Origin of the sequence: Bacillus mobilis (assembly GCF_001884045.1) — a bacterium.
GTDB lineage: Bacteria > Bacillota > Bacilli > Bacillales > Bacillaceae_G > Bacillus_A > Bacillus_A mobilis.
Genome location: NZ_MACF01000130.1, coordinates 46,356 through 66,700 on the forward strand (window position 1 = coordinate 46,356; position 20,345 = coordinate 66,700).

The following is a 20,345-nucleotide window of genomic DNA, read 5'->3' on the forward strand; positions in this document are numbered from 1 at the left end:
TCAAAAAGATACTATACATATTCATTTCATTTCGCAGGAGCATATTTAATCCTTTCGACATTACAACTTACATAACGGAGGTAAACATGACAAACACAAAAGACATGCACTATATACTCGTCCTATACGGCATTCTTTTAGGCTCTATAGTAGGAGCAACAGTCTGGCTATTTTTAGTTACAATAAATATCGGCATTCACTTTATTTGGGGATACTTGCCTACTATTTTCTCTTCTCCCCCGTATTACACTATTTGTGTAACAACTGTCGGTGGTATTCTCGTCGGTTTAACTCAAAAATACTTCGGCACATATCCACGTCTTATGCCGGAAGTAATGGGTGAATATAAAAAAACAGGTAGAATTGAATATCGTTTCGTACATAAAGCTACTTTAACTGCGATTATCGTTTTAATATTTGGAGCTAGCTTAGGTCCCGAAGCAGCACTTGTTGGCATTATCGGTGGACTTTGTACATGGATAGGAGATCGCTTTACATTCGCCTTAAAAGGAATGAATGAACTAACAGAGGTTGGAATTGGTGCTACTTTAAGTGTAATTTTTAACGCGCCATTATTCGGTTATTTAGCTCCAAATGAAAATGAGGGTGAGCAAATTAACGAATTTTCTAAAGGAAAAAAAGCAATTGTATATTTAGCTACCACTTTCGCTGGTTTTTCCGTTTATTTATTACTTAGTAAATTCGATAATCGTGGATCCTTTATCGTTGATTTTGGAGAAGGTTCCCTTTCTCTTAATGAATGGATTGCCTTTCTACCACTTGCTAGTATTGGTGCTATAGTTGGCTTCTTTTATTTCAAATTAGAATTCACATTAGAGAAATTAATCCATCCCTTAAAAGAATATAAACTATCACTTGGAATTATCGGTGGTATTTTATTAGGAATTACAGGAACTTTTCTCCCTTACACGTTATTCTCAGGAGAACATCAATTAAAAGATTTAGTCGTTGAATGGAGCCATTTATCCTTCTGGGTACTACTTCTTTCAGGGGTTTTAAAATTATGTATTACTGCCGTTTGTTTGAATACAGGTTGGCGCGGTGGACACATTTTCCCAATTATATTTGCTGGATCTAGTATCGGATATGCTATAGCGTCCATTATCCCTATAGATCCAATTGCTTCGGTAGCCATCGTCACAACAGCAATTTCAAGCTATGCATTAAGAAAACCAATTGCTATAACATTACTATTACTCATGTTTTTCCCGCTCAATTTACTACTACCGATGCTTGGAGCAGCAGCGATTGGTAATGCATTTCCACTTCCTAAAAACAACGAAGCTACAAGCGAATAAAAGTAGGCAGTAGGGACAAAAGTTCCACTGCCTATTTTTATTACACACGTTGCTTCAATAGTGTGTATAACTCTTCAAAATTTTGCACTTCATATGTTGGCACAACCTCGCTATGATTTGATTTCTTTTCTCGATTAAACCAACAAGTATCAATTCCCGCTGCATATCCGCCTTTAATATCAGCACTTAACGAATCCCCAATAATAAGCCCCTTTTCTGGAGCAAAATTAGGAATTCGTTCAAAAACATAATCAAAATACTCTTTCATCGGTTTTTGGAATCCTGTATCCTCAGAAACAAAAATATCTTGAAACAAGGCATGTAATCCTGCATTACGTAAACGTTTATCTTGCGTCTGAGAAATACCGTTCGTCACAATATATAAATCGTACTCACTTTGAATTTGACTTATGAATTCAAATGCGCCTTGCATGAGCTGATTTCCTTCTTCTAAGTAGCTACGATAATTATTTTCGAATAATATCCCATCTACCTCTTCCCCATATTCTTTCAACAAAATCGAAAATCGTGTATTTAAGACTTCATCACGATTTATTTCCCCTTCTTCAAAAGCCTCCCAAAGGCGTTTATTAATTTTTTTATACTGCGCTTCAACCTCTCTAGTTAGATTAATCCCTCTCTCTTCAAACAGCATACGTAACGCCACTTTCTCCGCCTTTTGAAAATCTAACAATGTATCATCTACATCGAATAACAATGTTTTATATTTTTTCATAAGCACTTCACACCCTCTTTTCTACAAAAATAAATTTACGTAAATCGTATCATTCCTTCTTGTAAACATAATAGGAGATATCTCATACTAAGCAGGAGGTGAAAACATGAAAGTTAGCAAAAATAGCGAAGAAATCTCTCATTACATGCAAACTTCCAACTTCCATACCCTTTTTTCTTTTAATGTCTTACCATATGTTGAACTACACTCCTTTCAAAAGAAAGAAAGGATATGTAATGAAGGCGTTGATGTTCCTTATCTTTATTACTTAATTTCCGGGAAAGCAAAAATATATATGAGTCACAAAAACGGGAGGGTCTCCTTAATTAACTTTATTCAAGAACCTTCGTTCATTGGGGAATTAGGGTTAATCGGCGTTGAATCCGTTACGAAAACGGTGGAAGTGATTGAAGATTGTATGTGCTTGGCACTCCCTCTTAAAGATTGTCAGCATCTTTTATTGCAAGATCCTATCTTTCTACAGAAACTATGTAAATTTATCGGCGAAAAAACAATTACCCGAACAGAAAGTTACGCCAAAAATAATAGTTATCCGTTCGAAAACCGGTTAGCGGCATTTATTCTATTAACAGAACAAAATAACAGTTATACAGAGAAACATACCGAGGCTTCGGAATACTTAAATGTCAGCTATCGTCATCTTTTATATGTATTAAACCAGTTTTGCCAACAAAATTACTTACAAAAGGACGGAAGAACCTATTACATACAAGATCGAATTCAATTAGAAACACTAGCTGATGAACTTAAAATATAAAAAAGCAGCATTAACGTTTATATGTTAATGCTGCTTTTTGCGAGTGACGATTCTATTTTCAATTAAAATTTGCTTGCTACTTTAGCTGCTTCTTCAAGACCCGCTGTAATGATTTCTTCTGCTTTATCTGGGAATTGATTATGTCCTTCAATAACTACTGTTTCCATGTTTGTTGCACCGAAGAAGCCCATCATACTTGCTACGTATTTAACAGCCATTTCTACTTCTGCTGCTGGACCTTCAGAATATACACCACCGCGCGCGTTTAATAATGCAATCTTCTTATCTCCAATTAGACCAACTGGACCTTCTGGCGTATATTTAAACGTTTTTCCAGCTCGGTTTAAATAATCAATATATGTGTGCAATACTGCTGGGATTGTTAAGTTCCATAATGGGAAACCGAAAACGACTTTATCAGCTTCTAAAAATTGATTTAAATACTTATCAGCAACTGCTACTGCTTTTGCTTCCTCTTCAGTTAAATCAAATCCTTTACCTACTTTGAATGTACCGTTAATCATATCTACGCCTACATATGGTAATTCTTCTTTATATAAATCAAGTTCTACTACTGTATCATTTGGATGTGCTTCTTTATAGTTTGCTAGAAATGCCTCGTATAATTTCACACTAACTGCTTGTTCCGCTGGGCGGTTGTTTGCTTTTACAAATAAAACTGTTGCCATTGTTTTTCCTCCTAGTACTCACTCTTCTGTTGTTATATGCTTTCAAAAAAGGTATCCCTTGTAATTGTTGTTTTGTTGCTTACAAACATATTTTATCTTTATATCAAGACAATTTCGTCCTCACATAGACGTATTTTTCCATAAAAAAAGTCCACCTTCTAAAGGCGAACTAGGTCTTACGACTTTTGTCTTATACAATTCCGTTTTTCACTGCATACAATGCCGCTTGCGTGCGATCAGATAAATTCAACTTACTCAAAATACTACTTACATGAGCTTTTACCGTTTTTTCTGTAATAACTAAAACGGAGGCGATCTCTTTATTACTCATCCCCTTCGCTAATAGCTGCAACACTTCATTTTCCCTCGCTGTTAACACATCCACTTGAATAGAAGGTTCTTCTTCTTTTTCTTCCATAGGTAATGTTTGAGAGAGAAGAGCATTTGCTATATCCGGATGTAATTGAATATTACCTTTATATGCGCTTCGAATAGCTTCAACAAGCTGATCCGGCTCTACATCTTTTAAAATATAACCGCTTGCTCCCGCCCTTAACGCTGGTAAAACATGCGCCTGATCAGAGAAACTAGTTAATACAATTACTTTCACATTTGGATATTCTTTTTTGATGCACGCCGTCGCCTCGACACCATCCATTTCGGGCATATATAAATCCATTAGTACCACATCAGGATTTGTATCCCCTACTTTCACTAATGCTTCTTTCCCATTATTTGCTTCTCCAACTAACGCTAAATCTTCCTGTGTACTCAAGAAAAATGCTAACCCTTTTAAAACGACTGTATGATCATCAACTAACAATACTTTTATTTTCACAAACTTCCCTCATTTTCACATCATAATGGTACGTTTACTTTTACACTTGTTCTTTTCTTATCACTTACGATTTTAATTGTTCCACCAACTAATTCTACTCTTTCACGCATCGTAGTCATACCGAGTGATTTCTTCTCTTTTATATTCTTTTCTACAAAGCCGTTCCCTTGATCGACTATTTCTAATGATACATTCTTCTCCGTCACTTTGAAATAAATCGCAGCTTCTCTGACATTCGCATGTTTACTTACGTTATTTAAAGCTTCTTGTCCAATTCGCCATAGCGCTTCCTCTACTACGCGCGGCAAATCACGAACACCTGTAACTTGTTCCCGAATTTTCAATCCCAAACTTTCGCCATATTGCTTTAAAGCTGGTAATAATCCTTTCTCTAATCCCGCTGGACGTAGCTGCCAAATTAACGTCCTCATTTCTTTTAAAGCTCCTTGCGATAACTCACGTATCTCATGCAAAGATTGATCTACCTTTTCATTTCTCCCCTTTAAGACAGCTTCGGCACCTTTCGTCATAAAAGTTAATGAAAACAACTTTTGGGAAACAGAATCATGCAAATCTCTTGCTAAACGATTACGTTCTTCCATTCGTACAAGTTCTCGGCGCTTTTCGTTTAACCTTAAGTTCTCTATCATTAAAGATATATGGTTTGCTAACGCCTGTACTACATCTATCGTATTTATATCAAATTCTCCATTATTCGAACTTACACTTAATACGCCAAATATATGATCTTGAATGTGTATGGGAATGGCAATAACTGCACGATTAGGATGTACGATATTCCCAACCTGACTCTTTAACAAAACAGGTTCTTCTTTTTTCAGCGCTTCCTGTGCCGCTGAATTCAAATCCTCTTGCAACTCATCTATCTTATACGAAGCTCTTACAGCAAGTTCATTTTCTTCTCTAATAAAGAATACAACTTGCTCCCATAGAAATAACTTCCCTATTTGTTTTACAATCTCCTCAGGCAATGCATTAAATTTATGAATCGTCCTTAAAGCTTGAATAAAACGTTCTAACTTTACATAATAATGAGCCCTTCTCTTTTCATTCTCATACAATTTTGTACGTTTTAACGCTGTTCCAATTTGGAAAGCAACTGATTGTAATAACACTAATTCTTCTTCAGAAAAATGTGTTTTACCCGGGCTAGCGACATTTAATACGCCAAATTCATCTTCTCCCGCTTTTAGCGGCACTGTCGCATGATGCACGATTCCTTCTGTATCTCCCCAGTTATATTCAATCGCATTATTAATCCTCTTACATTCAATAATATTAACGGCTCTCTCTAGTTTCCCTTCCACAAATCGGTGTAAACACCAGCAATTCCCCTCACACATCGGTCGTTTATTTTCAAATCTCAATCCCTCTGGCAATTGATAATCGATTAATTTTGTATATCTACCATTTTCATCCGCAAGAAATATCCATCCTGTCGTTAAACCCGTTACATGCAATAGTTTTTCCAATACAGCTTGCATCACATGATATGTATCATTTGAAGTGTTCAACGTCTCTGCAATCTCTTTTAATATAACTAATTCATTTGTACGATTTTCTTGAAACATAACTCGTCTCCTACATACAAGATTTTCAATAGCTCCTAAAATAAATCATCTACTTTTCACTTTGTACTTATTCGTAACATTGATATAATGGTGAAAACATAGTTTTCATTATATCACTTGAGGGGGCTTTCATAATGACATTAAATAAAGCACTTACTATCGCTGGTTCTGACACAAGTGGCGGTGCTGGTATACAAGCAGATTTAAAAACATTTCAAGAACTTGGTGTATACGGAATGACATCTCTTACGACAATCGTAACGATGGATCCACATAACGGTTGGGCACATAACGTATTCCCAATCCCAGCTTCTACATTAAAACCACAATTAGAAACAACAATTGAAGGTGTTGGCGTAGATGCTCTAAAAACAGGTATGCTTGGATCAGTAGAAATTATTGAAATGGTTGCAGAAACAATCGAAAAACATAATTTCAAAAATGTAGTAGTTGATCCTGTTATGGTATGTAAGGGCGCTGATGAAGCATTACATCCTGAAACGAATGATTGCTTACGTGACGTTCTTGTTCCAAAAGCATTAGTTGTAACACCAAACTTATTTGAAGCTTACCAATTAAGTGGTGTAAAGATCAATTCTCTTGAAGACATGAAAGAAGCAGCGAAAAAAATCCACGCTTTAGGTGCGAAATACGTCCTAATTAAAGGCGGTAGCAAGCTTGGTACAGAAACTGCAATCGACGTCCTATATGACGGAGAAACATTCGATCTTTTAGAATCAGAAAAAATCGATACAACAAATACACACGGCGCAGGTTGTACATATTCTGCTGCAATTACAGCAGAACTTGCAAAAGGAAAGCCTGTGAAAGAAGCAGTAAAGACTGCTAAAGAATTTATCACAGCTGCTATCCGTTATTCGTTCAAGATTAACGAATACGTAGGCCCAACACATCACGGTGCATATCGTAAATTCGTTGTATCAAAAGAACTTGTCTAACCTGTAAATGAAAACACCCACAGAGTTTATATATTCTCTCTGTGGGTGTTTTTTATAAGCTCTTCTGGTCATCGTATCTTTAAGATGCAGAACTAACTTGATTTCTGCCATTTCTTTTGGAGTAGTATAATGCATCATCAGCAGCTTGAATAAATTGCTCTGGTGATTCTTCATACACTGAAATGCCTACTGAAACTGTAATTTTTATTTTTGTTCCATTTAATAATTGGAATGGATGGTTTTCAACAGCTGTGCGAACTTGTTCCCCTGTACGTATTCCATAAGCTAATCCCTTCTTCGGTATCAAAAGTGCAAACTCCTCTCCACCCTTTCGAAAGGCCAAATCTGGAAATGGTGAAATTTCTCTTAAAATACATCCAATTTGTTTTAACACTTCGTCTCCTGCAGGATGTCCATACGTATCATTTACACACTTAAAATGATCAATATCTATAAGTAGTAAACAAAGTGAATCATTTTTCATACGCTTACTCCCAATATGACGATTCATTTCTAAATCGAACTGTCTTACGTTTCCTAAACCTGTCAGCGCATCTATCGTTGCATATTGCTTCATCGTTTGAAATAGCTCATTGGATTGTAAAACGTAATTTGCACTTATGAACGTTATGTAGCCTGTAATCATACTAGAAATCAAATATAATCCTACTATGTTAATATCTTTAATTAACCATATATATAGTGAGGGAATTAGAATAGATAAAATATAAGTATGTAACCATGCCCACTTTTCTCCTAGAGAAAGGTTTAGACGCGAAATAAAGATACTACCTACTCCTATCGCAATAATTGTATAAAAAGCTACTTGAGAAGCTAATGAATAATCCATAAATACTAACCTAGTTACTAAAATCATACTAACAGCTATAGTACTCGCTATTGGGCCTCCAATTATAACGGCTAGAATAACCGCTAAGTAGCGTAAATCCAATAGGATAGTACCAACATGAACACCGAAATACATTAGTAATATACCTAATATCCCAGTAAGAATACCTACTACACATTTCTGCCAAAGAGAAAACTCTTCTTTTAACGGCCTATCTCTTAAAATCTGACCTCCAACAAAAATAAAGGAAAGAATAATTGTTGTGTTTACAAATAAGTCCCTTAACATAAAATAATCTCCCTACTTTTCTATCTATCCCTTTCCTTATTTTATTGTATACGAGATACCTATAATTCCCAAAGCTTTTTATTTATTTTTTGCTGTTCCACGTGAAACAGCAAAAATAAAAAGGGCGAAAATTCGCCCTTTTCACTAACAACATCGTGATATCTTTCCGCCCTTTGCATTAAACCTAGCTTCTTGCGCTTCTGCAAAAAACTGTTTTTGACATACCACTTCTTCTTCTGGATGATGCTTTTTCATATGCTCTACATATGTTTCATAGCTTGGTACCCCAACGAGTAAACTAATAAAGTGTTTCCTTTTCCCCCATACTTTCCTTAGTTGTTTAAGCATAATAGTTTCTCGACCCACTTTCATCTCTAGGTATATATGGTGCCTCTTTTAGCTTCATTGGCTTATTTCTTAATACTTGAATCCAAATTCGAATTGCAGAAATTAATACAGCAATTACAACTATCATAAAAATCCCACAAAGTGCTGCATCAATATAATCATTGAAAATAATTTGTTTCATTTGAGCGACATTTTTAGCTGGTGCTAACACTTTCCCCTCATCTAATGCACCTTGAAATACCTTTGCATGAGATAGAAATCCTATTTTAGGGTTTTCATGAAATAGCTTTTGATAACCCGCCGTCATCGTTACAATAAGCAATCCGACAGTTGGAATAAGTGTCACCCACACATATGCCTTTTTCCCCATTTTGAACAAAATTGTCGTTCCAAGTAATAATGCAATACCTGCTAACATTTGGTTTGCAATACCGAATAGTGGCCATAATGTATTAATTCCACCAAGCGGATCTACTACCCCTTGATATAAGAAATAACCCCATCCTAATACACATAACGTTGTAGCTATTACATTTGCTAATGTAGAATCCGTTTTCCCAAATGGCTTATATACATGTCCTAAAATATCTTGAATCATAAATCGGCCTACACGCGTTCCAGCATCAATTGTTGTTAAAATGAATAGTGCTTCAAAGAGGATTGCAAAATGATACCAAAAGGCCATCATGGCCGTTCCACCTATTACTTGTGAGAAAATATATGCCATACCTATCGCTAACGTCGGTGCGCCACCTGTACGTGATAAAATCGTTTGCTCTCCAACGTTTACAGCGAGATCTTTTAGTTCATTTGGTGTAATAGCAAACCCCCATGAAGAAATAACTTGAGCTGCCTGCGAGACATCCGTACCGATAAGTGCTGCGGGACTATTAATCGCAAAATAAGTTCCTGGTGTTAATACACAAGCTGCAATCATCGCCATCGCGGCTACAAATGACTCCATTAACATTGCTCCATAACCAATTGGTTGTGCGTGTCCCTCTTGTTCAATCATCTTTGGTGTCGTACCTGATGAAACGAGAGCATGGAATCCAGACACCGCACCACAAGCAATTGTAATAAATAAGAACGGGAATAAGTTTCCAGAGAAAACAGGACCTGTTCCATCGATAAATTTCGAAACTGCTGGCATTTGTAAATCTGGTGCTACAATTAAAATACCGATTGCTAATCCAACAATTGTCCCGACTTTTAAAAATGTGCTTAAATAATCACGTGGTGCTAAAAGCATCCAAACTGGTAATGCCGATGCGATAAACCCATATACAATAAGCATAATAGCAATCGTTTCACCGCTAAATGTGAACATACTTGCAAGTGTTGGATGTTCTGCTACATACTGTCCTCCAATAAGAGACAGTATAAGTAGAATAATTCCGATTACTGACCCTTCACCAACCCGTCCAGGCCTAATGTAGCGCATGTACACTCCCATTAAAATAGCGATAGGAATCGTTGCTGCTATCGTAAACATTCCCCAAGGACTTCCTACAAGCGCCTTTACTACTACTAATGCTAATACCGCTAATAAAATAATCATAATGCCTAAAATACCTATCATTGCAATAAGCCCTGTAACAGGACCAATCTCATCTTTAATCATTTCCCCTAAAGATTTACCATTCCGTCTCATTGAAGCAAATAAAATTACAAAATCTTGCACAGCTCCAGCAACAACTACCCCAACAATAATCCATATTGTCCCTGGTAAATACCCCATTTGCGCCGCCAAAATCGGTCCTACTAAAGGGCCTGCCCCAGCAATGGCCGCAAAATGATGTCCAAATAATACCCACTTATTTGTCGGAACATAATCTTTTCCATCATTTAAAGTATGGGCTGGCGTTTGCCGATTATTATCTAAACCGAATACCTTTCTCGCTATAAATCTACTATAAAAGCGATAAGCAACTGCATACACACATACCGCAGCTACTAAGAGCCACACGGCATTAATAGTTTCACCTTGTGATAAAGCTATTACACCAAAAGCACCTGCTCCTACTGCTGCAATAACTCCCCAAAGTAAAATCGACTTCAATGTTTTCACATACAATCCCCCCAATACTATTGCTTAGTGGGATTGTACTAAATTTTCTGAATATTTTATTTGAATCCTCCTTATCATGAAGGATTTTTAGTTTATCATGTTAAAAATTTCGCATTATCTACTATAATTCTATTTTATTTCGAAGTTTTTTCACGTAATTCCGACTAACTGGAATCGGTTGCTCATCATATTTATCTAAATACAAATTATATGTGCCATTATAATAAGGTTTTAGTTCTTGTACATATGACATATTAATTAAATAACTTTTATGTACGCGTAAAAAATCATATGCATTTAACTTATTTTCCAGCTCCTGAAGTGTATATGTTGAAATATACTGATTATTCGTTGTATAAATTGAAACCGTTTTGTTCTCCTTATTTTTGCTTATATATACAATATCTTCAGGGAAAATATATCTAATCCCCTCTTGACCTTCTATCGGTAGTTTTCGCAAATAACTCTTTGCTTTCTCGCCGTGCTCTTTACACATTCTATATAAAAGGAATTGCAAATCTTCCTCACGAAATGGGCGTAGTAAATAATAGAATGCTTGAAAACGAAATGCCGTAATCGACTCTTCTATATCTTCACCCATAAAAATCAATTTCGTATAACAATTTACTTCCCGTAATAAACTCGCATATTCAAAACCAGTTCCATCTAGTAATTTTGAATTCAAGAAAACAAAATCTGGTGTATGCTTTTTCATGATAAATAATGATTCTGTTCCCGTATTTGCTTCAAAACATTCTACATTCTTTATATTTTCAGTGAATTTTTCAGCTAAACTTCTTCGCTCTTCTACTTCTTCCATGATCAGTAAAATTTTCATTTCCTCAACCACCTAATTCTTTTGTCCATATGTCCTGTTGTATACATTCGCTTTTATAAGAAACATTCCCTTTTTCTTACTATACCATTATTTATCTAAAAAAACAGAAAAAAGGAAACCACGACGGTTCCCCCCTGCCCTTTTATTCCATTATTTGTAGGTAGTAAAACTCACTGAATGCGAAATTTTACTGCCTCAAAAACACAATTGGTGCTGGCTAATAATCAGTGAGAGATAGCCCCTCATCTTATACTAATTCTCGTTGCTTCGTTTCTTGCCCAAGTACAATTACAGCAACTACACCAATTAAAATTGATCCACAGAAAATCGTAAATATTAGTGATAATGAAGCCTGTGAAGCAACTAAATATCCTACTAATAGCGGCCCAAGAATACCACCAATACGACCGAATGCTGCTGCCATCCCTGCACCTGTACCACGAATAGCTGTTGGATACTGTTCCGGTGTATAAGCATATAAGGCACCCCAAGCACCTAAATTAAAGAAGGATAGTAACATCCCTGCTACGATCAATACTGTTAATGACTCCGCCACTCCAAACAAGTAAGCACTACACGCTGTACCGATTAAATACGTAACTAAAACAAACTTACGACCAAGCCGTTCAATAAACCAAGCCGCTGTGAAATATCCCGGCAATTGAGCTAACGTCATAATAAGTACGTACTGGAAACTTTTTATTAAACTAAATCCTTTTAATACCATTACACTAGGTAACCAAAGGAACATCCCATAATAGGAAAAGACAACAGAAAACCATAGAATCCATAACATAATTGTTGCCCTACGATATTCTCCAGACCAAACTGACTTTATATTTTCAATAACGGATGGTCTTTTTTCAACCTTTTGGAATCTCGGTGAATCCGGTAAATTCCATCTTAAATATAAAGCATATAGTGCCGGAACCGCGCTCAACACCATTGCAACTTCCCAACCATATTTCGGAATTACAAAATACGAGATAAGAGCTGCAATTAGCCATCCACCCGCCCAAAAGCTTTCTAATAGCACAACTATTTTGCCACGTTCATGTGCCTCAACACTCTCTGATACTAATGTAGAAGCAACTGGAAGCTCTCCACCAAGCCCCATACCAATTAAAAATCGTAACACAAGGAACATCGCAAGTGTCGTCGTTAAAGCAGTTAAACCACTACCGATAGAAAATAGTAATAATGTAATAATAAAGACTGATTTCCGCCCTATTTTATCTGATAGTATTCCAAAAACGAGCGCTCCGACTGCCATACCAATTGAATTAATGCTGCCTATCCAGCCCATTTCTTGCGTACTTAATCCCCAATCTTTTTGCAATGCCACCATTACAAATGAAAGCATTCCAACATCCATTGCATCGAATAACCATCCAAGTCCCGCTATTCCAAGTAGCTTTCGCTTCGAAATTTCTTTCACCTTGCCCACAAGAAGTCCTCCTTACACAGCTGTCTTTACACATCATTTTACATGTGTGAATTGTATAAGTAAAATACTTTCGTTCAAAAAATTCTCCTTCATCATTCCCCAAAAGTAAAATACTTATCACACTATTTGAGGGATGTAAGACTTCCACTTCAAAATTTAGCTGAAGCAAAGAGGTTAGATGGAAAATCAACTGCCGTTAAACGTCCAATTGGTGAAGGTTAACAATCAGTGGTGGATGAGTAAAACCCCACTTTATCAAAAATGGACAAATAAAAAAGTAGCGATATTCCGCTACTTTTTCGAACGCATAACTTCTTTTAAAAATTCCGCTAATACTAACTGACGACGCCAGCGTGTTGGATTACTACACAATCTATAAAACCACTCTAAGTTAATCGCTTGAATCCATTTTGGTGCACGTTTTACCTCTCCAGCCCATACATCTAAACTTCCGCCCACTCCAACAGCCATTTTCGTTTCTAAACGATGCTTGTTAGTTTGGATAAAGTTTTCTTGTCTCGGGAAACCCAGTGCGACAAGTAATAGATCTGGTTTTGCTTCTTGAATACGAGAAACGATATTCTCTTCTTCGTCTTGTTTAAAATAACCATCTTGTGTACCCACAATAGATACAGCTGCATACGTCTTCGTTAAATGATCGGCTGCAGCTTGTACAACATGCGGTTTTGCACCAAGTAAGAAAACAGATACCGGTTTATTCTCCTCTGATAACTTTGCAAATAGATTACACATTAAATCAAAACCTGCTACACGTTCCTTTACAGGTGTACCTAACATCCCACTTGCTTTTACAACTCCAATACCATCAGGTGTAATTAAATCTGTATTTAATAATGTTTGATGGAATGCTTCATCCTTTTTTGCACACATAACAATTTCAGGATTTGCTGTTACTACCTGAAAAGTATGAGCGTGCTCCAATTCTAGTTGTCCCTTCAAATATTGGACTGTTTCATCCATTGTCATTGTAGAAAAAGGAACACCTAGAATATCAACCGTTTTTACTTCCATGATTAACTATCCTCTCTATTTCAGTAAAAGTTTTTTATATGCATTATAAGTATCTTCATACAAATTCTTTAGCGAGAAATGAGTAGATGCGTGATTATATAAACGATTTCCCATCGCTTCTAATTCACCATTCAACCATTTTTCATGAGCATCTTCTAATGCGTTTGCTAACGAGTTTGCATCACCAATTGGTACAATCCATCCATACGTATCATCAACTATTAACTTTTTCATATCACCTACATTTGTTGCAATAGATGTTAAACGTTGATTAGCCGCTTCTAGTAAAACAAGGGGGAAGCTTTCGCTATAAGAGGTTAACAAATTAATGTGTGCAGATGCATATAGTTCTTTTGAATCTGTACGGAAACCTAGAAACATCACCTTATCCTCTAAGCCCTTTTGTTTCACCATCTCTTTTAATTCTGCTTCTATAGGCCCATCACCCAGCAAGAGCACCTTAATATTTGGAATTTTAATTTTTTGTAATGCTTCAAATAAAATATCATGACCTTTGACAGGATGAAGACGTGCTACTTGAACGGCTGTAAATACTCCTTCATCGATGCCAAATTCACTCTTATCATAAGGTTTTGCTGGAGTACTATCATACTCAATTCCATTATAAACCGTACAAATTTTCTCTTCTGGTACACCTAGTTTTATTATGTTTCTCTTAAAGTTTTCCGTAATTGCAAAGAATAAATCTACCTTCCTGAAAGAACGTAAATTTAACTTCGTAAATACCCATCCTTTTAATCCCCTCTTCATAAAATCCAAAGTTGGATCACTGTGGACAGTCATTATCCATTTCGCTTTTATACCTTTTTTCAAGAGGGAGAGATAGAAATTTGCTCGTGCGCCATGTGTATGCACAATGTCAAATTGATTTTCATTAATAAATGCCTTTATTTTTGAAAGAATTGATAGGTCGTACCGAGATGATTGGGTAAAAACATGCACTTGAATACCAAGGTTTCTCGCCTCTCTAGCAATTGCACCTTCTTCAAATACCATTAATTCCACTTCTTCCTTTGAAAATTGAGATAAAAGTGAAATAATATGTGTTTTCCCCCCACCTTCTTCTGCACCAGCATTCATATGCAACACTTTCATTTCTTACATCCCCCATTTTTTTCTTTTTATTTACTATAACAAAATAAAAGCTAACATATGCTAGCTTTTATTTTTCTATCATTCAATTTCCAAGTCAACGATTAAATATGCCATGATTAATACTAAGAAGAAACTCACTCCAGGTGACATTAAAATATGACCAGCTATAAATGAGATACCTAATCCAAGAAGTATTGCTGCAATCACCATTGCATATTTCACGGTGAATATTTGTTTAAATTTAGTAAATATACATGCAATAAATCTAATGCCAAAGTATAGGAATGGAATTACAAATAAAATGAACCCTATAATTCCGAAAGAATAGAACCAATCGTGAAAGTCACGTTCAATTAATTTCGGCTCTGCTTTATAGTTACCAGCATAACCCATACCTAATAATTTTTGAGACATTGGGGCTTCTTTATAGAAATCTTTATACATTTGTTCAAATAATTGACGCCCACTAAAAATAATAGCTTGCGTTTCTTCTTTTTTCTCTGCAACTTTTTCTTTTTCTTTTTCTTTCACTTTTTCTTTTTCTGTAACAGGAGGTTTATGCTCTTTAGCTTCCTCTTTCTTTTTCTCTTCCTTTTTCGCTGTCTGTTGTTCTTCAATTAATTGAACATGAATCCCCATATTTTTTAGAAATGGTGAAAAAGGTGTATATGCCATGATTCCTACAAAAACAGTCATTGCAATAAAACCATTTAATAAGTATATATTTTTCTTTCCTTTTTTACCTTGTATAAAACCTTGAATAAAGCACATAACAACTGCAATAGCCATTGTTGCATAGATTGCTCCTATACCAACCTTCGTACCAACTGCAAATAATGAAAAAACAACTAAAATAGAAGGAATCCAATAGTATATTTTGCTCATACTTTTTGTTTTTTCAATTGAATATAAAATAACAATCGGACACATGATGGCTAAAATAGATCCTAACTCATTACCTGCATAAAACCAACCGCGTGATCCTAATTTTAACCATTCATAATTATTGTAATCTGTTCCAGTTGCAATCGAAGCTACCATTACTATTCCAATAATTAATGATGCATACGTAATATAGTCACGCATTTTTGAATGACCTTTTTCTTTTAAGGACTTAAATACAAATACATAACAAGTAAGCATAACAAACGGATATAAAGCTTTTGCTATAAATTTAATTTCCTCTGAAAGTACCATAGGATCTTTTGTAAGCTTATTATTTACCAATCCAATGGTGAAGACTATTCCTACTAAGATTATATACAATATATATTTTATATTTCCTTGTTTCTTCGTTTGAATTAAAATATATATCCCACTTAGGAACATAACGAATAAGCGTGTAATAACTCCAATGGTCGTATCAATTTTTAAAACCATGATACAGAATGCCGTGAGCAAGTCTAAAATTGGTTGCAACAAAATAAAGATTAATAGAAAATTTTCAAATTTATTACCTTTACTATTTTCGCTTAACATCTAGAACCTCCATAACTATTACCTAATTTCAATCTATACTGTTAATATTTTTTCTTATCTCAAATATTTATTATAACATATATTTTTTAATTAAACGTCTCACATTTCTCCCCAATCTTACCTTATAGAAAAAAGCATATTTGCATTTTCAAGCGCTTTCTTTCCTCATTTTTTCTTTTTTTCTACATGTAAAGAAAATGCATTGTTATTTACATAACTTTAGTGTATATTTTTTCTCTGGAACATCTTTAGGAGGAAGGGATTACAGCAATGTTATTAATCGATATATTTACGTTTCTTGGCATTATCGCCGCTGCTATTTCTGGTACATTAGTTGGTTTAAAAAAAGATTTAGATTTATTCGGTGTCCTTTGTTTAGCTGTAGCCACTGCGCTCGGCGGCGGTATTATTCGTGATATTATGATCGGTAACCTGCCTCCTGTCGCATTTGTTAAACCCATTTACTTTTTCGTAAGTGTATTATCAGCATTATTTACTTGTATGTTTTTTGAGCGTATCAATAAACTGCAAGTCGTTATTATGCTTTCTGATGCTGTTGGCTTAGGTGTTTTTACTGCTATTGGTGCAAATGCGGCAATGTCACATCATGTTGACGCCTCATTTTTAGTTGTTTCAATGGGAGTCATTACAGGTATTGGAGGCGGTATTTTGCGTGACATTTGCGCTCAAGATATCCCCTACGTATTCCGAAAAGAGATTTACGCAATCGCTTCTATTTTAGGAGCAATTAGTTTCCTAATCACATATGCAATGGGGGCACACGTATTAGCTTTCTATGTCTGTTTATTAGTAACATTCATTATTCGTGTTGTCACTGTAATATATAATGTACATTTCCCAGTTTTCTTTAAAACACATGCTAAAATTAATAAAGGCCATTAAGAGAATTCTGCATAGAATTCTCTTAATTTATATACTATTCTACACACTAATGTAGAGTAATTGTATATAAAAATATATAATTATATCAGAACCAAAAATTGAAAACGCTTTACAAACAGGGGGAAGAACAATGCTTGGGGTTTTTAAAAAACATACAAATAAAACAAACGCCAGTATACTTGAATTAAGTAAGGATCAACAAATCACTTTTAACGTGCCTACTAATTCTGAACTAAAAATTCAAATGGATATGCTGCATATTTCAAAAGAAGATTTACAAATCGTAAAGGTACTTCAGCCCTTTATTTATGAAGAAATTGATTGGATTACGGAAAAATTCTATGCCAATATTACAAAACAGCCTAATTTAATTACTATTATTGAACGTTATAGCTCTATTCCAAAACTAAAGCAAACTTTAAAAACGCATATAAAAGAATTATTCAGCGGAGATATGCATGAAGACTTTATTGAACAACGCGTTAGAATTGCAAAAAGGCATGTACAAATTGGGTTACATAGAAAGTGGTATACAGCTGCTTATCAAGAATTATTCCGCTCTATCATGAAGATTTTAAAAACGAAAATCACAACAATTGATGATTTTTCTTATTCTATAAACGTAATAAATAAATTATTCACCCTTGAACAAGAACTCGTTATTGCGGCTTATGAATCTGAATATGAAAGAATACAAAAAGAACATGAAAAAGAAAAAGAAATAACAGCTATGACAATTACACATATTGCAACAGAACTAGCATCTGTATCTGAAAAAACGAGCGCTTCTATTCAACAGTTAACCGCTAAATCTGAAACGATTGTAGAAATTGCCAAAACAGGTACATCATTAGCTACAACATCGGAAGAAAAAGCGAATAAAGGGAAAGAACAATTAAATCAGCAAAATAAACGAATGGAATACATTCAAACAAACATGGAAACGATTATTACAGATACTCATGAACTTCTCGATATTTCTAACAAAATTAACGAAATTATAGATATTGTAAAATCAATTGCAGAGCAAACAAATTTACTCGCACTAAATGCTGCGATTGAATCTGCGCGTGCTGGCGAATTTGGTAAAGGCTTTTCTGTTGTAGCTGGAGAAATTCGAAAGTTATCAGAGCAAACGAAAGAATCCATATTCAACGTTACAAAGCTCGTTGAAAAAACAAATGAACAAATTATTCGTGTCTCTTCTTCAGTGAAGCAGATTAGCTCCCTCGTATCTGAAGGAACGGATAGTATGTCTGCAACAGATCAATATTTCCAAGAAATTGTAAAAGACATGTCTAACTCGAAAGAACAGAATAAAAAAATTGAAAATGAGCTAGAAACCATTTCACAAGTAATGAAAGGAATTCAAGACGATTCCTCAAAAATGGCTCTAACAGCTGATAGTTTACAACTAGAACTGAATCGATAAAGTGAAGCTTATGTCAGTAGAGGTTCTTCATCTCTGCTGACTCTTAGTCCTCATCTTCCATTCATACAAAAAAGAATCCAAACTGGATTCTTTTTATTTTCTGAAGAATATTTTTTGACAATACACATAGCTCATGTAAACACCAAAGCTTTGTAAAATAAACAAAGCTGGCACCATAAGGTTGTAATATGCCATATTTACTTGGAAGAGCCTTAACAATACGTATCCGCTAATTAACAATACGAACAACATATATCCTTCGTTTTGTTGTTTCTTAATAAGAAAGTGTAATAAAGCTATAGACATAAATAACGTTACCGCTATATATATAAGTTTTTCACATTTAAATAGAATAGAATGTATTCCCTCACCTGAAAATTGATTAATTACTGGCTTTAAAAGTTTAAATCTTTCTTCTTCAATCTCTTTTAGTTTTTGATCAATATGCTCTGTTACGCTTTGATTTTTTGTTATTTTTTCCTCATTTTTACCTTTTCCAATTAAAACAGATTGAACATACGTCTCATTTGAAATTGTATATTGTGACATTCCCATCGTTTGAATTCCATAACTCACACCAAAATGAGCACTATAAAATAGAATAAGTATCCCTATCATCTTTAATAGTACTTTTTGCTTCATTGCTGATTGAAAGAGTTCAATTAACAACACATATACAGCAATAAAAATAGGAAGAAATAATCCTATTGGGAAAATCATATTACTGCATGCAAATAAAATTGCTGAAAGTACCCACATATAAGGGTGATCTAAACCTTTATATAAAAGTATGTAGCAAGCCAAATAAAATAAAAATATTGCGAGTGATTCCGGTGTTAATAAGGAACTCATAAATATATTCGGAATATATAAAGCGTAAAATACAGACGCAATACGGCCGCATTCTTCTCCAAAAATCATTGCTGCAATACGATAAATGAAAAATGCAGTCCCTGTGCAAAATAAAATATTAAATAACTGTAATGCGAATACTGTATCGCCAAATACACGAATAATAATTGATTCATAAATAATAAAAGGTAACTGCGCTACATTCTCTACGTTATTACCAATTGCAATCTGCTTTGCAGACTCAAACATTGCTTTCATATCACCGATTATCGGAACATCTACAAATAGAACCATACTAAGTCTCACAACTATAGATGTACTTATAAGAAAAATAAGAAATTGTTTATCTGTAAAACGATACTGTAAAATCGATGCCACTAACAGCATGAGAATAACAAAAATAACTAATACGATTGATACACTTGTTGTACTATCGCCAAAAAATTGTTTACTTGTTTCAAACGCAGACCAACAACTATAAACAAAAAATGCGAGCATCGCACCAATCATTATTTTACTAAAGAAAGATGAAAAATTTGTTTGTATATGATTCATATATCTATTGCACCTCTATTTCCATTCATAACAAAACGATTCTATCATGAATAGGTACACAGCTGATAGGGAATTTCTATGACAAATACAGGGGCCTAATTTTTTCACTTGCAATGTAAGCGAATCCTCTTTTACACTACATTTTATATATGATAAATTTTCTTTCAGTTACATGAATACAAATACAGAAGTTTTGCTAACCCTCTTCTGGAATTCTTTACTT

The 20,345-nt window shown here is 34.8% G+C and carries 18 protein-coding genes and 1 pseudogene; 6 read left to right on the top strand and 13 right to left on the bottom strand.

Going from position 1 to position 20,345, the window contains the following annotated elements:
* The first annotated feature begins 86 nt into the window (after positions 1-86).
* Positions 87-1,319, top strand: a complete 1,233-nt coding sequence (locus BAQ44_RS25300) for a chloride channel protein (protein ID WP_071724453.1) — start codon at positions 87-89, stop codon at positions 1,317-1,319.
* Positions 1,320-1,359: 40 nt separating this feature from the next.
* Here the strand turns inward: BAQ44_RS25300 and BAQ44_RS25305 are convergent, their stop codons facing one another.
* The gene (locus tag BAQ44_RS25305; protein ID WP_071724494.1) at positions 1,360-2,055 is read right to left on the bottom strand and encodes a YjjG family noncanonical pyrimidine nucleotidase; all 696 of its coding nucleotides are present in this window, start codon (positions 2,053-2,055) and stop codon (positions 1,360-1,362) included.
* Positions 2,056-2,161: 106 nt separating this feature from the next.
* Between BAQ44_RS25305 and BAQ44_RS25310 the strand changes: the two genes are divergently transcribed.
* Positions 2,162-2,833, top strand: coding sequence for a transcriptional regulator YeiL (locus BAQ44_RS25310; RefSeq protein ID WP_063262380.1), 672 nt, complete (start codon positions 2,162-2,164; stop codon positions 2,831-2,833).
* A gap of 62 nt (positions 2,834-2,895) precedes the next feature.
* On the opposite strand, the gene BAQ44_RS25315 is transcribed toward BAQ44_RS25310, so the two are convergent.
* The 3 genes from BAQ44_RS25315 to BAQ44_RS25330 all read right to left on the bottom strand — a co-directional run bounded on the left by BAQ44_RS25315 (position 2,896) and on the right by BAQ44_RS25330 (position 5,952).
* The gene (locus BAQ44_RS25315; RefSeq protein WP_071724455.1) at positions 2,896-3,522 is read right to left on the bottom strand and encodes an FMN-dependent NADH-azoreductase; all 627 of its coding nucleotides are present in this window, start codon (positions 3,520-3,522) and stop codon (positions 2,896-2,898) included.
* Between the two features lie 190 nt (positions 3,523-3,712).
* Positions 3,713-4,360, bottom strand: coding sequence for a response regulator (locus BAQ44_RS25325; protein WP_071724457.1), 648 nt, complete (start codon positions 4,358-4,360; stop codon positions 3,713-3,715).
* Between the two features lie 20 nt (positions 4,361-4,380).
* Positions 4,381-5,952 (bottom strand): GAF domain-containing sensor histidine kinase, encoded by a 1,572-nt coding sequence (locus BAQ44_RS25330; protein WP_071724459.1) that lies wholly within the window; start codon positions 5,950-5,952, stop codon positions 4,381-4,383.
* A gap of 134 nt (positions 5,953-6,086) precedes the next feature.
* On the opposite strand from BAQ44_RS25330, the gene pdxK reads away from it, so the two are divergent.
* Entirely contained in the window at positions 6,087-6,911 is an 825-nt protein-coding gene (gene pdxK, locus BAQ44_RS25335; RefSeq protein ID WP_000174252.1) for a pyridoxine/pyridoxal/pyridoxamine kinase, read from the top strand.
* Between the two features lie 79 nt (positions 6,912-6,990).
* On the opposite strand, the gene BAQ44_RS25340 is transcribed toward pdxK, so the two are convergent.
* The 8 genes from BAQ44_RS25340 to BAQ44_RS25375 form a co-directional block, all read right to left on the bottom strand.
* Positions 6,991-8,049, bottom strand: coding sequence for a GGDEF domain-containing protein (locus BAQ44_RS25340; protein WP_063262383.1), 1,059 nt, complete (start codon positions 8,047-8,049; stop codon positions 6,991-6,993).
* A 144-nt stretch (positions 8,050-8,193) separates the two neighbouring features.
* A complete protein-coding gene (locus tag BAQ44_RS25345; RefSeq protein WP_063262384.1) occupies positions 8,194-8,397 on the bottom strand; it encodes a YbdD/YjiX family protein in 204 nt (67 codons plus the stop codon).
* A complete protein-coding gene (gene cstA, locus BAQ44_RS25350; protein WP_063262385.1) occupies positions 8,390-10,468 on the bottom strand; it encodes a carbon starvation protein CstA in 2,079 nt (692 codons plus the stop codon). Before cstA ends, BAQ44_RS25345 begins: the two co-directional genes overlap by 8 nt.
* Positions 10,469-10,589: 121 nt before the next feature.
* A complete protein-coding gene (locus tag BAQ44_RS25355) occupies positions 10,590-11,306 on the bottom strand; it encodes a LytR/AlgR family response regulator transcription factor (RefSeq protein ID WP_061680084.1) in 717 nt (238 codons plus the stop codon).
* A 247-nt stretch (positions 11,307-11,553) separates the two neighbouring features.
* Entirely contained in the window at positions 11,554-12,753 is a 1,200-nt protein-coding gene (locus BAQ44_RS25360) for an MFS transporter (protein ID WP_071724461.1), read from the bottom strand.
* A 291-nt stretch (positions 12,754-13,044) separates the two neighbouring features.
* A complete protein-coding gene (locus BAQ44_RS25365) occupies positions 13,045-13,785 on the bottom strand; it encodes a WecB/TagA/CpsF family glycosyltransferase (protein WP_071724462.1) in 741 nt (246 codons plus the stop codon).
* Positions 13,786-13,800: 15 nt separating this feature from the next.
* Entirely contained in the window at positions 13,801-14,901 is a 1,101-nt protein-coding gene (locus BAQ44_RS25370; RefSeq protein ID WP_063262388.1) for a glycosyltransferase family 4 protein, read from the bottom strand.
* A 78-nt stretch (positions 14,902-14,979) separates the two neighbouring features.
* Positions 14,980-16,380, bottom strand: a complete 1,401-nt coding sequence (locus tag BAQ44_RS25375; RefSeq protein ID WP_071724464.1) for an O-antigen ligase family protein — start codon at positions 16,378-16,380, stop codon at positions 14,980-14,982.
* Positions 16,381-16,650: 270 nt separating this feature from the next.
* Between BAQ44_RS25375 and BAQ44_RS25380 the strand changes: the two genes are divergently transcribed.
* From BAQ44_RS25380 to BAQ44_RS31860, 3 genes and pseudogenes are all read left to right on the top strand, one after another.
* Complete coding sequence (locus tag BAQ44_RS25380) at positions 16,651-17,283, top strand: trimeric intracellular cation channel family protein (RefSeq protein ID WP_000924376.1); 633 nt, start codon at positions 16,651-16,653, stop codon at positions 17,281-17,283.
* A 250-nt stretch (positions 17,284-17,533) separates the two neighbouring features.
* Positions 17,534-17,911, top strand: a pseudogene (locus BAQ44_RS31855) (protoglobin family protein); the annotation flags it as partial.
* Positions 17,909-18,715 (top strand): methyl-accepting chemotaxis protein, encoded by an 807-nt coding sequence (locus tag BAQ44_RS31860; RefSeq protein WP_376749150.1) that lies wholly within the window; start codon positions 17,909-17,911, stop codon positions 18,713-18,715. The pseudogene BAQ44_RS31855 and the gene BAQ44_RS31860, both read left to right, overlap by 3 nt.
* Before the next feature lie 93 nt (positions 18,716-18,808).
* Here BAQ44_RS31860 and BAQ44_RS25390 read toward each other — a convergent pair whose 3' ends face one another.
* Positions 18,809-20,122 carry an ArnT family glycosyltransferase gene (locus BAQ44_RS25390; protein ID WP_071724468.1) on the bottom strand — a complete coding sequence of 438 codons (1,314 nt, stop codon included), beginning with the start codon at positions 20,120-20,122 and terminating at the stop codon, positions 18,809-18,811.
* Positions 20,123-20,345 lie beyond the last annotated feature (223 nt).